Origin of the sequence: Actinopolymorpha sp. B17G11 (assembly GCF_040196095.1) — a bacterium.
Taxonomy (GTDB): Bacteria; Actinomycetota; Actinomycetes; order Propionibacteriales; family Actinopolymorphaceae; genus Thermasporomyces.
In genome coordinates this window covers 1-14,647 of sequence record NZ_JBEFTW010000018.1, presented here as the reverse complement: position 1 = coordinate 14,647, position 14,647 = coordinate 1, and the positions used below count along the sequence as shown (strand labels likewise).

General features: G+C 68.6%; 11 protein-coding genes and 1 pseudogene. 7 read left to right on the top strand and 5 right to left on the bottom strand.

Going from position 1 to position 14,647, the window contains the following annotated elements; translation table 11 throughout:
• Positions 1–60: 60 nt before the first annotated feature.
• From ABN028_RS18825 to ABN028_RS18815, 3 genes are read right to left on the bottom strand one after another with little or no spacing between them, the layout of a single operon-like run.
• Entirely contained in the window at positions 61–3,309 is a 3,249-nt protein-coding gene (locus tag ABN028_RS18825) for a glycosyltransferase (protein ID WP_349697452.1), read from the bottom strand.
• 3 nt (positions 3,310–3,312) lie between these two features.
• Positions 3,313–3,900, bottom strand: a complete 588-nt coding sequence (locus ABN028_RS18820) for a hypothetical protein (RefSeq protein ID WP_349697451.1) — start codon at positions 3,898–3,900, stop codon at positions 3,313–3,315.
• Complete coding sequence (locus ABN028_RS18815; protein ID WP_349697450.1) at positions 3,894–5,582, bottom strand: rhamnosyltransferase WsaF family glycosyltransferase; 1,689 nt, start codon at positions 5,580–5,582, stop codon at positions 3,894–3,896. Before ABN028_RS18815 ends, ABN028_RS18820 begins: the two co-directional genes overlap by 7 nt.
• 133 nt (positions 5,583–5,715) lie before the next feature.
• Between ABN028_RS18815 and ABN028_RS18810 the strand changes: the two genes are divergently transcribed.
• The 4 genes from ABN028_RS18810 to ABN028_RS18795 all read left to right on the top strand — a co-directional run bounded on the left by ABN028_RS18810 (position 5,716) and on the right by ABN028_RS18795 (position 11,131).
• The gene (locus ABN028_RS18810; RefSeq protein WP_349697449.1) at positions 5,716–6,615 is read left to right on the top strand and encodes a Vgb family protein; all 900 of its coding nucleotides are present in this window, start codon (positions 5,716–5,718) and stop codon (positions 6,613–6,615) included.
• 273 nt (positions 6,616–6,888) lie between these two features.
• Positions 6,889–8,121 (top strand): MFS transporter, encoded by a 1,233-nt coding sequence (locus ABN028_RS18805; protein ID WP_349697448.1) that lies wholly within the window; start codon positions 6,889–6,891, stop codon positions 8,119–8,121.
• Positions 8,122–8,559: 438 nt separating this feature from the next.
• Positions 8,560–10,257: an ankyrin repeat domain-containing protein gene (locus tag ABN028_RS18800; RefSeq protein ID WP_349697447.1), complete on the top strand. Its 1,698-nt coding sequence runs from the start codon at positions 8,560–8,562 to the stop codon at positions 10,255–10,257.
• The gene (locus ABN028_RS18795) at positions 10,238–11,131 is read left to right on the top strand and encodes a GNAT family N-acetyltransferase (RefSeq protein ID WP_349325859.1); all 894 of its coding nucleotides are present in this window, start codon (positions 10,238–10,240) and stop codon (positions 11,129–11,131) included. The genes ABN028_RS18800 and ABN028_RS18795 overlap by 20 nt, the downstream gene beginning before the upstream one ends.
• A gap of 69 nt (positions 11,132–11,200) precedes the next feature.
• On the opposite strand, the gene ABN028_RS18790 is transcribed toward ABN028_RS18795, so the two are convergent.
• Positions 11,201–11,578, bottom strand: a complete 378-nt coding sequence (locus ABN028_RS18790) for a VOC family protein (protein ID WP_349697446.1) — start codon at positions 11,576–11,578, stop codon at positions 11,201–11,203.
• 299 nt (positions 11,579–11,877) lie between these two features.
• Here ABN028_RS18790 and ABN028_RS18785 point away from each other — a divergent pair, with 299 nt between their 5' ends.
• The 3 genes from ABN028_RS18785 (at position 11,878) to ABN028_RS35400 (ending at position 14,540) form a co-directional block, all read left to right on the top strand.
• The gene (locus ABN028_RS18785; RefSeq protein WP_349325857.1) at positions 11,878–12,645 is read left to right on the top strand and encodes a phytanoyl-CoA dioxygenase family protein; all 768 of its coding nucleotides are present in this window, start codon (positions 11,878–11,880) and stop codon (positions 12,643–12,645) included.
• A gap of 45 nt (positions 12,646–12,690) precedes the next feature.
• On the top strand, positions 12,691–13,512 hold the full coding sequence (locus ABN028_RS18780; RefSeq protein WP_349697445.1) for a phytanoyl-CoA dioxygenase family protein: 822 nt from the start codon (positions 12,691–12,693) through the stop codon (positions 13,510–13,512).
• 191 nt (positions 13,513–13,703) lie between these two features.
• Positions 13,704–14,540 carry a BNR-4 repeat-containing protein gene (locus ABN028_RS35400; RefSeq protein WP_502879191.1) on the top strand — a complete coding sequence of 279 codons (837 nt, stop codon included), beginning with the start codon at positions 13,704–13,706 and terminating at the stop codon, positions 14,538–14,540.
• On the opposite strand, the pseudogene ABN028_RS35395 reads toward ABN028_RS35400, so the two are convergent.
• Positions 14,523–14,647, bottom strand: a pseudogene (locus ABN028_RS35395) (IS630 family transposase); the annotation flags it as partial. The gene ABN028_RS35400 and the pseudogene ABN028_RS35395 sit on opposite strands and share 18 nt — an antisense overlap.

Sequence of the window (14,647 nt, the reverse complement as noted above, 5' to 3'; positions counted from 1 at the left end):
CGGGACGCTCAGATGTGGGACCTGCGTAGGCGCCGAATGCCGATTGCCCGGTGCGACCGTTCAAGCCGGACCGCCCGATCCTGGCGCCACGCCAATGGAGCCGAGGACGGCATCGCACCACGCGTCGACGCCGGCGTCGGTCAGCATCCGATGGGCGATCACCCAGTCGCGCGCCCTTCCGGCCTGCACCTGGGCGGCGATCGGGTTCTGGAGAACCGAGACGAGTGCACTCGCGAACGACGCGCAGTCGTTGCTGGCCAGGCGTGCAAGGTGCCCGGCGTTGCCGTACGGACCGACGTGAGAGGCGACGGTCGGCAGGCCGAGCATGGCGTACTCGAGCAGTTTCAGGTCGCTCTTGGCGCCACTACGCGAACTCTCCACGAGGGGGGCGACCGCGGCCGACCACCGGTGAGCGTGCGTACGCAACCAAGGAACGAACCTGGGATAGCTGGCGCCACCCGGTGGAATGGGGAACCGCCGGAACCACGACTCGTCCTGCGCCGGCTCGGTGATCCCGACAACTTCGAGGACGACGTTCTGGCGAAGAACGCCTGCGACGGCGGGCACGGACTCACGCAGCAGCCGCAGGTCCTCGCCGTGCGTTTTCGAGCCCATGTAGAGGATCCGCACCTCGTCCGTCGCGGGCGGCGGCAGGGCAGTGACCTCGCTCCGCCACAGCCGCGGATCAAGACAGTTGGGTACGACCACCACCCGGTCGGTCAACTCCCACAGGGATGTCGCAAGCGAGTCGGTACTTGTGACCACGACATCGGCTGCACTCAGGAGCCGGACAACGCCGTCCAGTCGTTCGCTGTCGTAGCCCTCCCGCATCAGGTGCGCCCGCGCCGTGCGGCTGGACAAGTCGTCGTCGATCTCGACCGCCAGCCGGATTCCCGACTTCTCGATGGTCGCCAAGAACGGCTCGACCAGCTCCGGCGACAGCGCGTCCCTTTGGACCAGACAGACGTGGTACGGCGTCGCGTCCGCTCCGTTGATCAGGTCGGAGGGATCCACCATCCGCCACATGGCACGCTGCCGGGACCGTTGGTGGGCGATCCGCGGCAGGATCCGCACGTGGGTCGACGCTGCATGGGCGTCGGGGCGGCCGCGTACGACATAGGCCGCTGACGGCACCGGCCCACCCCGGGTCACCTCTTCGTACAGCTGGCGATAGTCGTCGGCCATGGTCCGCCGGCTCCGGATGCTTTCCCGTGGCACTGGTCGCAGTGTGCTTGCCACCTTCGCCGGACTGCCGGCGAGGCTGGTGATGATCCGCGCCGCATCGTCGAGGTGGTCCAGGGGCAGGAGAACCCCACCGCCGTGGCGGCGTACGCGATCGGCAACCGCTCCCACATCGGTGGCGACTACCGGGATACCAAGACCCCACGCTTCCGACAAGGTGTGTGAGTACGTCTCGGCCCAGATCGAGAAGAGCCCGACGAGATCGGGATCGATCGCCTCGGCACGCGGGCGTAGACCTTCGCGGCCGTACTCTCCATGAGCGATCCCGACATCACCAAGGAACTCACTGCGTTGCCCTATGATGTGCCATTCGACGACGGGACCTACGCGTCGGGCGAGCTCCCGTAGGTACTCGATCCCTTTGTGGGCCGCCCAGTTTGCCGGCGCCATGATCCGTAACGGACCGGGCAGTCGCTGATCCGACTCGCGGACGGGAGCCCATTCAGGGCCGAGATCGCGGCCATGCTCGATCACGCGCAGATTGCCCTTGAACTTCTCGCCGAACACGGTGGAATAGACCGTCGCTGCGCTTTCTGTCGTCGCGACAACGGCGTCGGCAGACATCAGCACATCGGTCGCGCGGCGCCGCCATTCGTTCACCCATTGATGTTTGAGCGGCGGCACGCCCATGACGAATCCCGTGGGTAGCCGGCATGCTCCGTCGCCCGGCGTGCAGCTGCCACCGCAGTAGCGGTCCTGCTCGTCGAGCAGATGCACCGTCGGGCACACGTAGTAGAAGTCGTGCGTCGACAGGACGAGGGGAACTCCGAGCAGGCGTGCCACCCGCGGCAGTGTGGTCAGTGGCTGTTTGATGAGGTGCCGGACGTGAATGGTCTCGAACCCGAGACCGATGAGGACGTCGACCAGAAATGTCGCGTAGTCGAGTCGCCATGAGTCGACGACCGAGAATGGTGCCTCCGGGCGCCAGGCGAGGACACGGTGGGTGACCCCGTTCTCCCACCGCGACAGGTCGACGGTCCCGCCGCTGCTCTCCAGCAGGTACGAATCCTGGAAGGGTTCCAGCTCGGTGAGCAGGTCTCGGTTGGTCGCGGGTGTACCGCCGCCACCCCGGTGCAGGACGTAGAGCCGGCGCGGTCGTACCTCGGTCCGGGCAGCGATCGTGCGGCGAACGTCCGCGGCTTCGCGCCGCATGGCGGTCATCTCCGGGCCGGCCATCCACCCGCGCACCTCATCGGTGTACGTGGGATGACGACGGTCGATGACGGCGCGGCCGGCACGGACCAGATCGTCGCGGGCGCTGCCGAACGACTGGGCCCTGGCATGCCGGACGAGCACGTGCGGAGCGATCAGGTTCGTGAGGCCGGCTTCCCTTGCCCGCATGCACCAGTCGTTCTCCTCGCCGTAGCCGCGTGGAAATGCGGTGACGTCGAACGGCCCGACCGTGTCGATCGCCGCACGGCGTACGTACATGCAGAAGCCGTTGCCGGTCGGCACCTCGATCGACCAGGGGTGCAGGTTCCAGGTCGCGAAGCGGGCGACCTCCTCCCAGGGCAGGTGATCCCCCCAGGCGTTCGGCCTGCCGGGTACCGGCACCGCCATCGCGCCCGCGTTGTCCGAAACGGCGGTGACCGTCGCCACGTAGTCCTTGGCATACGCGACCCATCGCAGGCGTTGCAGCCAGCAGGGTCCGACCTCGGTGTCGCTGTTGAGCAGCACGACGTCGGCCGGTGACGACAGCTGGAACGCATGGTTGGCCGTCCTGGTGTACCCCTGGTTGTCATCGTGACGCACCAGCTCGAGCGCACCGGACGATGCGTAGTGAGCAAGGACCTTCAGGACCTCGGGATCGGTGCTGGCGTCGTCGATCACGACCAGCCTGGCGTTCCGGGTGTGCCTGACCAGCGCGGCCAGGCAGCGTTCAACGGCCGGCCCGCCGTTGTGGACCGGAACCACGACGGCGGTCTCCGGTGCCGAATGGAGTCGGGAGAGCAGTCCCTCGATGTCCACGCCAGGAAGGTGTTCTCCTGACCGGACCTCCGCGGCGCGTGCGGTGGTCTGGCTGACAGACGCGGTTCCGATTCCGGTCGTGAGCGGCTGTGTCACCATCGTTCAGCTTCCCGGAGACCGGCCACTCGGCCCGCGGACCCGCTTGACCGCGGCGGCGAGTCGCAGAGCGAGCCGGACGCCGCGCCGCTGCCGGAGGCTCCGATAGCGACGTACCGCTGCCGCCAACTGCTGTTGATGTTCGCGGGTGCTCTGCTGGACCTCGGAGCGCAACTGCGCCAGCCTGGTCTCGCGTTCGTCCAGATCCGTGAGCAGTTGGGTGATCCGCAGGGCCCGTTCGGCAGCGGACTCGCGGTATCCCTCGTAGAGGTCGACGGCGTGGTCGAGGCTGTGGCGAAGGCTGGCAAGCTCGGCCGCGACCGGATCGGTCGGGGTCGCCGTGCCCGACCGACCGGGCGTCGAGTCACCGTTCACGTCGGTCAGCTCGCCGCTCGTCGCCGGCACGTCCATCGCGTCCTGTGCCGCATCCCGTGCCGCATCCCGTGTCGCATCCCGTGCAGCGTCCCGTGCCCCGTCCCGTGCCCCGTCCCGGGTCACCTCCGGTGTCACGTCCGACGCCAGGTCCGATGTCACTTCGGAGTCGTTGGCCGCCGTCAAGCCGTTGACCGCGGTCGCGACGTTGCCATTCACCATGAGCGCTTCCCAAGGATGCTGTGGAGTGCCTCCTCCAACGGCCGTCCCAGATCGACGTCCGACGACGCGGGCGTGTGCGCGGCGAGCGTCCGGCTCCGGCGGACCGTCTCGTCCAGCGCCGTCGCGATACCGGACGGCGTGGCCGCACCGAGGTACAACCCGTCGACCCACGCCGTACGGAAGGACTCGAACGTGTTGGAGACCGTCGGAATCCCCGCCATCGGCAGTTCGAGCGCGAACCGTCCGGGCTGCGGACTGTGCATGAGGCCCAGCCCGATGTCGACCCGCGACAGCAGGTCGTAGTAGGTGTCGGGCGAGAGGTGGCCGAGCGGTTCGACGACATGGCCGCCACCGAGGTCCACCGGAGTGTGCGATTCACCCGCCGAATAGATGACGGGCTGGACGCTGGAGTCCTCGAGAGTTCCGACCCAGCGCTGCAGTGCGGCAATTCCCAGCGAGAACATCGTGCGCGCCTGGCTCGGCCGGCTCTCGAAGAGGACTCGCACTTCGTTGCCCTGGCCCGGCTTCCACGCCCGCGCCGCATCCTGGAGTCGGGGCGTGTCGAGGGTGGGGCCGAAGATGTGGTCCGCGTCGATCGGCGTACCTGTCTGCTTGGTCAGCGCCTCGGCGAGCGGACGGGTGTTCACCAGGGAGTGGAAACCCTGCCGGTGCGTCTCCACGGCGAGCGCGTGGTCGCTGCCCCAGCCCAGGAGACCGGGTTCGTAGTCCTGGATCAGGTAGATGACCTGCTCCGGTGACACGGTTTCGTTGTGGCACGCGGCCGACAACGCATGCGCGGTTCGCCAGCTCGTCACGATCCAGGCGTCGGTGGGATCGAAGGGCTCCTCCGCGACCGCGTCGCCGGGCGTCACGGAGACATCGCCGGCCTGGAACTTCGATGCGGTGTTCTCCGTCACCCACGTACGAAGGTGTCCGGTCACCTCGTCGCGCGGCCGCGCGAGTGTGAGCGCGACGACGCGCAGCGGACGCTGCAGCTTCTCCGCTGCGGCCAGACCGGTCGCGAGGGCGGTCCCGAGGTCGTCGAAACGATGCGGATCGAGCTCGTCCACGACCAGCACCACGGACGCCCGACCAGGCTGCAACACCACGGTCCGGAACGTGTGCTCGCCAGGAACGAGCGTGTCCAGCGTGAGCGCGCCGCCACTCGCGTGTGCACCCGCGCCGGAGCGAGTGGGCCGGTCGAGGAACGAACGCAGCTCCGCCGGCCGCCCGAGAAGGGCGTTCACCGAGTCTGAGAGTGCTCTCACCTGGGTGGTCGCCGCGTCGCCCTGCTCCTGTATCCGGTCCAGGCGGGAGATCACCGTCGACGCCTGCTCCTGCCAGGTGGTCGGGCGACCCGCGATCTGCAGCTGGTCCTGGCGAACGCGTCGAAGGTCGCTGCGGATCTCGCTCACCGTCTCGTCGACCGCGGTTGCGCTGGATCCGTCTGGGTTCCTGCGTTCGGCGGCGGCTTTGCGTTCGGCGGCGGCCTTGCGTTCCATCCTGGCCAGGCGGGCCATCACCGAACGGTTCTGGCGCCATCCCTGGACGAGGACGAGGCCGAGGGTGCAGCTACCGGCGACCGCGAGGATGGCGGTCCTCTCGAATATTCCGGTCACAATGACAGCGACGGCCGAGGCCGCGATGAACAGCGCAGGTATAACTCGTGTACCGGTCGGCATTTTGGGCTCCCCCCACGGGACAGGATGATGTGACCGTTCCCGCGGGTGCGGATTGGTATGCACGCCGTGCCGGACCTGAACCGAAGCGCGGGGCGTGAACCCCGGCGGGACAAGGACATAGGAGAAACACCTCATGCCACAGGCCGTGTCGATCGAGGAGTACGCCGTACCCGATCGTGAGTCCGGCCCCTACGCCGTCACCACCGGACCAGACAATGCCCTCTGGTTCACGATGGTCAGGGCCGGCCGGATCGGGCGGATGACCACCACCGGCGAGGTGACGTCGTACCCGCTGGAACCGGCCACCGGCGCGCCGACGGTCATCGTCGCCGGGCCGGACGGTGCCCTGTGGTTCACGGAGTACCAACGCCATCGGATCGGGCGGATCACGACGACTGGCGAGGTGCGTTCGTTCGATGTGCTGACGGCGGACGCCGGCCCGTACGGTCTCGCGGCCGGGCCGGACGGCGCAGTCTGGTTCACCGAGATCAACGCCGACCGGATCGGGCGGATCACCACCACCGGTGAGGTGACCGAGTTCCCACTCCCGATGACCGGTGCCTTCCCGTCGGCGATCGCGGCAGGTGCCGACGGCGGGATGTGGTTCACGATGAACCAGGCGCACGCGATCGGCCGGATCGAGACCACCGACGGCACCATCAGCTTCTACCCGCTCCCCACCGCCGACGCCGCGCCGGTCGGCATCGCCGCGAGTGCGACGGACGGTTCCCTGTGGTTCGTCGAGATCGGCGCCGGCCAAGTCGGCAGGATCAGTCCAGGCGGCACGATCGAGGAGTTCCCGCTCCCCGACCGGCAGGCGCGCCCGCATGCCGTCACCGTCGACGCAGTCGGCGACGCGTGGTTCACCGAATGGGCAGGCAACAGGATCGGCAGGATCACGCCGGCGGGCCAGGTCGACAGACATCCGTTGCCGACCGCGGGATCGGAGCCACATGGCATCACAGTGGGGCCCGACGGCGCCATCTGGACGGCCCTGGAGATCGGTGTGATCGCCAGGCTCCCGCCGGCCTAGCCCGCTCGCGGCGGGAGACTCGGGCCTGGCCGCTCACGGTCACCTCCGGCCGGCGGCATCTCGGATTCCGGCATCCCAGTGGGCATTCCGCGCCGCCCGGGGCACGGTGGAGGCGCCGCGTGCGACGAGATGGGAACCCGCTTGCCAGCCACCAACCGAAGCTCCACCCCTGGCTCACGTCCCGCGACCGACCCGTCATCACCGCCAGACCGGCCGCGCCGGTCCGCCGGCTGGCGAGGCTCCCGCTTCCCGTGGCACCATCCCCATCCGCTCGTGGCGACCAACACGACCTACGCCACGTTGTACGCGGTCGACGGCGCGCTGCTGCCGTTCCTGTCGCTCTTCCTTGCGTACGCTCATGGGCTGAGCGCGAGCCAGATCGGTTTCGTCATGGCGGCCGCCAGCGTGTCCGCCATCGTGGCGCCACCGGTGCTGACGGTGCTCGCGGACCGTTACGGCCGCGCCGAACTGCTGCTCGTCACGATGCTCGCGGCTTCGTCGGTGGCGCTGCTGGTGTTCGCGTTCGTCGGCGGGTTCTGGGGGCTGCTCATCGTGTACGCGGCGTTCAGCCTCGTCCGCGAGCCCACCCGGCCGCTGCTGGACGGCATCTTCTTCACGTCGCAACGGACCATTCCCGCGCTGGCTGAGGTGAAGTACCACCGCGTGCGGTTCTGGGGGACCTTCGGCTTCATGGTCCCGGGCGTGATCCTCTACTTCGTCCTCGTCGACGGCGACGCGTTGGACTCCCTCCCGTTGCTCTCCTGCGGGCTCGCCGTGCTCGGGTTGGCGGCGGCGTTGTTCCTGCCGAGCCGGCGCCGGGCTTCAGTCTCGGCCGCTTCGCTACCGGGCGGCGGCCCGGGCGGCCAGGGCGCCCCGGCCGGACGGACGCCGACGCCGGCAGCGGGACGGACGGACATGCGGGCGCTGGCGCGGGCGGCCGGGCGCCTGCTGCGCCGGCGTACGACGGTCGTCTTCATCACCTCGATGTTCCTGCTGCAGGCGTCGATGAGCGCGTACTTCGCGTTCTATCCGCTCCAGGCGACCGAGGTCGTCGGCCTCTCGCCGCGCTGGATCGGGTTGATCACCAACCTCGGTGTGGCGTTGGAGCTCGGCTACATGGCGGCGTTCGGCTGGCTCGTCGCCCGGCTGGGCTGGCGGTGGCTCATGGTGCTCGGCGCGGCGGGGATGGCGGTCCGGGTCGCCCTGCTCGCCGCGATCCCGACCGTCGGCATCGTCGTGGGTACGCAGGTGCTGCACGGGCTGGTCATCGTGGTGTCGATGGTGGCCGGCCGGGTGATCCTTGACCGGTACGCGCCCGACGAGATCCGGCACACCGCCCAGGGTCTGTACGCGATGATCGTCCTCGGCGGCGGCAAGATCGTCGGCAGCGCCCTCGGCGGACTGATCGCCGCGCAGGACCTGTCGGCGGTGTTCTGGAGCGCGGCGGCAGTCGCGTCGGTCGCGGCGTTCGGGCTCGCGTGGGCGCTGCGTGAGGAGCCGGCGTAGCCGGTAGTCGGTAGTCGGTAGCCGCGCCCTCCGAGCCCGTCCTGTCGCGGCGACCGAGCCTGACCCGCCGCGCCGTCCGAGCCGGACCCGCCGCGCCGGACCATCTGCTGAGCCCCACCGGCCGGCCCGTCATGATCATGCGCGAGAAGCTGGTCGTTTCGCGACCTCGAAGTGCCCGGTTTCTCGCGCATGATCATGAACGAGCGCCCCTCCCGACGCTTACATGCGCCGTTCCCGACGCCCGCATGCGTCCGTTCCCGACGTCCACGAGCAAGGTTCCGCGAGGCGGTTGCCGGTGCTACTGTCGAGTCCGGCTTCCAGGGAGCCGCCGGTCCGCGGGAAGGGCACAAGCCCACCTGTGCGTGGACTCCGGTGTGGCCCTGGCCCTCCTTTCGCCCCTGACGATGCGGACATCAGGTGGTACGAAAGGGGGTCGCTGTGCCGACCATCTCCCTCCCGCCGAATCCCAGTCTCGACCATCTGCGACACCAGGCGCGTGCGCTGCGCGAGGCGGTGCGCGCCGGCGATCCCTCTGCCGCCGAACGGGTGGAGCGGCAGCACCCCGGTGGCGTACCCGACGATCCGGCCGCGTTCACGTTGAGCACCGCGCAGCTCGCCGTCGCCCGGGAGTACGGCTTCGCCAGCTGGCCCCGACTCAAGCACTACCTCGACGTCGTGGCCGCACACGGCTGGGACAGCACGCAGCCGGTCGACCGTGCCGCGAACAGTTCTCCAGACCCTGCGCCGAATTCTGCCTCAGACGCTGCTTCGGACACTGGTTCGGACCCTCGTTCGGACCCTCGTTCGGACCCTGCCGCGGGTGGTGGCGGTGAAGCAGCCGAAACGGCCGACCTCGCCGACCTCGGCGATCAGGGCCTGGACGCTCTCGCCGACGAGTTCTGCCGCCTCGCCTGCCTGACACATTCCGCCGACGACCCCGCCAGGTGGGACCGGGCGCGGCAGCTCCTGGCCGCCCATCCGGACCTGCCGTACCGCCACATCTGGGCCGCTGTCACTGCCGCCGATGTCCAGACCGTTCGCCGGATGCTCGGCGACGACCCGACGCTGGCACGCCAACGCGGCGGACCGTACGGCTGGCGTCCGCTGTTCCATCTCGCGTACGCGCGGGTGGATCCGCACATAGCCCACGACGCGGTGCTCGGTATCGCCCGCGCGCTGCTGGCTGTGGGTGCGGATCCGAACGAGGGCTATCTGTGGAACGGCCGGCCGTACGCGTTCACGCTTCTGACCGGGCTCTTCGGCGAGGGTGAGCTCGGCCCCGAGACGCAGCCCCGCCATCCGCACGCCCATGCGCTCGCGCGGCTGCTGCTGGAGGCCGGTGCTGACCCGAACGACAGCCAGACCCTGTACAACCGGCAGTTCCGGCCGGATGACGACCACCTCGAGCTGCTCTTTTCGTACGGCCTGGGCACTGGCGACGGCGGGCCATGGCGGGCGCGGCTGGACGACGTGTTCGACACGCCGGCGGCGCTGCTCCGCGGTCAGCTCCGGTGGGCGATCAACCACGGCTTCCTCGAGCGGGTACGCCTGCTGACCGAGCACGGCGTCGACGTCCGGACCCCGTACGACGACGGGCGTGCCCCCGTCGAACTGGCGCAGCTCGACGGCAACGGTGCGATCGTCGACTACCTCGTGGCACAGGGAATTCCCACCCCGGACCTCGACCCGGCGAGCGCGCTGATCGCCGCGGTGTTCGCCGCCGACCGCGCTGCTGTCGAGCGGCTGAGGGCCGACCATCCGGGCGTGGTGGAGGAGCTACGGCGAAACCGCCCGGGCCTGATCGTCTGGGCGGCGGCGAACGGTCGTACCGACACAGTGACCCTGCTCATCGATCTCGGCTTCGACGTCAACGCGCGCGGACGGGGAGACGTCCCGGTGGAGCAGCCCAACCAGACGGCGCTGCACGACGCGGCCATCCAGGGCAATGTCGAGCTGGCCCGCCTGCTCCTGGCCCGAGGTGCCGATCCGAATCTCCGCGACGCCAGCTTCAACGCCACGCCGCTGGGCTGGGCGCGGCACGGCAACCAGGAAGCCGCAATCGCGCTGCTCGCCCCACTCACCACCGACGAGGACGTCCACGACCCCGGAGACCCGCATGCAGACGCTGACGACTGAACGCCTCGACCTCGTACCCCTCGATCCCGACCGGGACGCCGAGAGCCTGCACGCGATGCACGGCGACCCGAAGATCGATCCGTACGGCCCGTACGAACCGACCCCCGACGTGGCGGCGACCCGCACCCGGCTCGCGGAGGAGCTGGAAGGCAACGGCGGCTGGACCTGGGTACTCCGGCTCCGCCCGGCGACCGATGCCCTCGGCACCATCGGGCTGTTCTTCGACCAGGGCACGTCGATCCGCGGTCTGAGCTGGTACCTCCGGCGTGACCACTGGGGTCTGGGCCTGATGAGCGAGGCCGCGCCGGTCGTCGTCGACCACCTCCTGGCGCAGCCGGGCATCGACGGGGTGGAGGCGTGGATCGACACCCGGAACACCCGGTCGCTTGGCGTCGCGCGGAGGGCGCGCCTCGACGAGCGGGCCAGGCTACCTCGGGTGTACGCCGACCACACCGCCCAGCAGATCGTCATGGCCCGGGCGGCCGAACCGCGGGACCAGGACGTACTCGCGGCCCGGCCGAGCCTGCCGGTTCGCGACGTCCCGGCGACCTGCACGCTCCTGACCGGCGTCCTCGGGCTGAGTCTCGGTTTCGACCACGGCGACCCGCCGACGTTCGCCCGGCTGGGTGTGGGGCCATGGTCGGGGAGCCCGGGCATCGACGTCAGCCGGGCCGCCGACGGCGACATCGCCGCCGTCACGGTCTCGGTCGACATCGGCGTACCCACCGACGTGGTCCACGAGCGCGCCCTCACGGCCGGCGTGAAGGTCGTCGCGCCGCCGGAGGACATGCCGTGGCACAGGCGGGAGTTCGTGTTCTGCCTTCCCGAGGGCCACCGGGTCCGCGTCATCGGCCCGTCCCGCCCGGCAGGCTGACGTGGGGCCGGCCCGACCGTGCGGCACGTTGCGGAGGGTGATCGCCGCCGCGTCGATCAGGCTCCCGTTTCAGCTGTCCGCGCGGCTCACGGAACTGCGGAGAACGCAGAGCTCATTACCTTCCGGGTCGGCGAGGATGACCCACCCGCGGCCCTCCGGACCACGCTTGTCCTCGACCAGGCTCGCGCCGAGGGCGATGAGTCGCTGGACCTCGAGGTCCCGGTCCCCGTCCGGACGCAGGCACACGTGAACCCGGTTCTTGAGGATCTTGGGCTCGGGCACACGCTGGAAGTACAGGTTCGGCCCGCCGGGGAGCGCGATCATGGCCTCGTCATCGCCGGGCCGGTCCTCCTCGTGGAGCGGCTGGTCGACGACCTTGCTCCAGAACTGGCCGAGCTCATAGGGGTCGGCACAGTCGAAGGCCACGTTGTACAGGGAAACCGGCATGCCTACTCCGTTCGGATCATCGAGCTGCTCCGCGAATGATGTCCCAGGGGCGGAGCCCGAGGCGACCGTAGATCCGCGCGCGCACCGGGTGGCCACGGGGATCAGGCCGGCGTGCGGCGAGATCCGGTATGCCGATCTCGGTCGATGTCGGGCCGACACCGGCCCGCTCGCGGACGCGGACCCTTGGATGAGGGGACCCTTCATACGGACCTGTTGGATGAGGCGCGCCCGCGACCACGGCCACCCCGCCGCCCAACCACGTGGCCCGAATCGTGGGACGCCGAGGCGGAGGTAGGCGCATGACGGCAACCGTCACACCGGAACAGTGGGAGTTCTACGACGAGCACGGCTATGTCGTCCTCGACGGGGTGCTCGATGACCGTGAGCTCAAGGCCCTCGGAGAGCGCATCGACGACATCATGCTCGGCCGCGCCGACGTCGACTACGACAAGATGCTGATGCAGCTCGACGGCCGGACCGGCGACTATGCCGACGCGGGCAGGCAGTCCAAGGGGTTCAAGGGCGCGACGCTGGACTATCGCAAGATCCAGGACCTGGAGTTCGATCCGCTGTTCCTTGCGTACATGCGGCGGCCGGTCTTCGCCGACATCTGTCGGCGTACATACGGCGACGCGCCGGTCGCGGCGTTCCGCGCGATGTTCATGAACAAGCCCGCCCGGCAGGGTACGCATCTTCCCTGGCACCAGGACCGGTGGGCGTTCCTCGACCGCGACCCGCTCATCACCGTATGGACGGCACTCGACCCGGCGACCGTGGCCAACGGCTGCGTCAAGGTGATCCCCGGCAGCCACCGGCTCGGGCTGATCAACCCGTCGCACGGATCGGGATTTCTCGACCAGGACCAGGCGGCGCACCACTGCCCGGAGGACAAGATCACCCATCTCGAACTCGATGCCGGGCAGGCGGTGCTCCTCCACAACTGGCTGCTGCATTCGTCCGACGTGAACTCCACCGATATTCCGCGTCGGGCGTTCAGCGTCTGCTATATGGACGCGCGCACACGTCATACGAAGGGCCGGGAGAACTACACCCTGATTTTCGACTGATCCCGGTCGCGTCCCGGGCGAGAGTGAAAGATTGGATGGCGTAGAATGGACCCTCAAAAACCCACGCCGCTGGATGACTTCCTGTTCGACCTTCGCGGCTATCTCATTCTCAAGAACGCCGTCGAGCCCGAACTGCTCGATCAGCTCAATCACGCTTTCGACAATTTCCCCGACCTCGCACCGGGGCAATGGTGGGGCAACGCCCAGCGCCGGGACTACACCGAGGAAACCGGGTTCGAGCTGCACAACTGCGTGGAGGCGGGTGAGCCGTTCGAGCGGCTGATCGACCATCCGTCGTGGATCAACCACGTCCTGCACTTCGCCGGTGAGGAGGACTGCTACGTCCAAGGCGTCTTCATCGACGAGTGCATCGCCTCGATCCGTACCTCGGGTGGGCATCACCCGGTGCACAGCGGCGGATACCGCGGCGCGATGCGTGGTGCGTACGGCTACAAGAACGGCGTCTTCCGCTGCGGCCAGGTCAACATCATCCTCGCGCTCACCGACATCGGCGAGGGCGACGGCGCGACCATGGTGATCCCGGGCAGCCACAAGTCGAACTTCCCGCACCCGCTGTCGGGAGACTACGGACGTGGCGAGCGCATGGACACCCTCGACGGCGCCGTTCCGGTCTATCTCGACAAGGGCGACGCCCTGCTCTTCGTCGACGGGATGATGCACGGCGGCAGCAGTCGTACGAACGAAGGCGAACGCCGCATCCTCATCTACCGTTACGGACCCTCGTGGGCGCGGACCCGGTTCAACTACGAGTATTCCCGTGAGCTCCTCGACCGGCTCCCGTCCGAGCGTCGCAAGATCCTCGAGCCCGTACCCCCCGCCCGCCCCCCGCGAAGTGGGGCTCGTTAGCTGATGCGACGGCCGGCACAGCATTGACTGCATTGTCGCGAATTCGGGATCCACAACCATGCGGGGTTGGACCTGAGTTGCCGTGGGCACGTTGGCTACGGGGTCTTTGAGGACGATTCCCTGGGTTGATCTCCTGCGTCGTGCCGTGAGCCGACCCACAGCGGAGGCAGGCAAACGGCAACGGGGGAACGATGGCGGGGGACGATCTCACGCGCAGAACGCTGTTGGGCGCGGCGCTGCTGGCAGGTGTCGGAGAAAACTTGGCGCGCGCGAGTCGTTCCGACAGGGAGAGGCCAGGTATCCCATCAGGTGGCAGTGGTACGGCATCGCCATCGCCGTTCTCACCGGGGCCGCAACAGGACGCGCCCTCAGCACAGGTCACGGAACGGGGGAGTCCGCCAGTACGCCTGACTCGCATGCTGGGTCTCGCCGACAACAGGGCCGGATACAACGGTGTGCCCTTCATCCAGGACAACATCGTTACGACCAACTTGCCTGGCGGCGGTCCGGTGCAGTATGCGGTCGCGTGGAACTCCTCACGTAGGCCCATCATCCAGCGCCGCGTTCTGCCTGATGGCCTATGGTCCCAATTCGACCTCGCCACGGTGTCGGGCAATCCGCTGGCGTCGCCAGTAAGCGTTGACCCGCATAACGACATCTGCACCGGCATCGACGCTAGCGGCCGTTTGCACGTGGCCGGAAACATGCACAACGCGCCGATGCGCTACTGCCGTAGCGTCAACCCGCATAGCATCACCTCGTGGACTTCGACAGGGCGACCTGGCGGGGGATCGACCAGTATCACCTACCCACAGTTCGTTCGACTGAGCGATGGCACCCTCTTCTTGTTCTACAGAGTGGGGACTTCAAGCTCGGGAGCGATCTACTCTGAACGTTGGAACCCGGCAACTCAGACGTGGACCGCACGTACGAAGGTGCTCGATGGGGCACCAACGTCTGACAACCCCTACCTCCACCACATCGCTGTGGGAAACGATGACGCCGTGCACCTAGTACCCCGTGGTTGAGATCTTTTGACGGTTCGTTTTGGTGAGGATCTGGTCGGCGGTCTTGGTCCAGACGAAGGGGTGGCAGCGGTCGTTCCAGCCGGTGATGAATTGGCGGATCTTGGTGA

What these genes read in the sequence shown, in the direction of transcription:
- ABN028_RS18795 (WP_349325859.1), top strand. Translation starts at nt 10,238, where the DNA reads ATGCAGACGCTGACGACTGAACGCCTCGACCTCGTACCCCTCGATCCC.
- ABN028_RS18825 (WP_349697452.1), bottom strand. Translation starts at nt 3,309, where the DNA reads ATGGTGACACAGCCGCTCACGACCGGAATCGGAACCGCGTCTGTCAGC.
- ABN028_RS18820 (WP_349697451.1), bottom strand. Translation starts at nt 3,900, where the DNA reads ATGGTGAATGGCAACGTCGCGACCGCGGTCAACGGCTTGACGGCGGCC.
- ABN028_RS18790 (WP_349697446.1), bottom strand. Translation starts at nt 11,578, where the DNA reads ATGCCGGTTTCCCTGTACAACGTGGCCTTCGACTGTGCCGACCCCTAT.
- ABN028_RS18810 (WP_349697449.1), top strand. Translation starts at nt 5,716, where the DNA reads ATGCCACAGGCCGTGTCGATCGAGGAGTACGCCGTACCCGATCGTGAG.
- ABN028_RS18780 (WP_349697445.1), top strand. Translation starts at nt 12,691, where the DNA reads ATGGACCCTCAAAAACCCACGCCGCTGGATGACTTCCTGTTCGACCTT.
- ABN028_RS18815 (WP_349697450.1), bottom strand. Translation starts at nt 5,582, where the DNA reads ATGCCGACCGGTACACGAGTTATACCTGCGCTGTTCATCGCGGCCTCG.
- ABN028_RS18785 (WP_349325857.1), top strand. Translation starts at nt 11,878, where the DNA reads ATGACGGCAACCGTCACACCGGAACAGTGGGAGTTCTACGACGAGCAC.
- ABN028_RS35400 (WP_502879191.1), top strand. Translation starts at nt 13,704, where the DNA reads ATGGCGGGGGACGATCTCACGCGCAGAACGCTGTTGGGCGCGGCGCTG.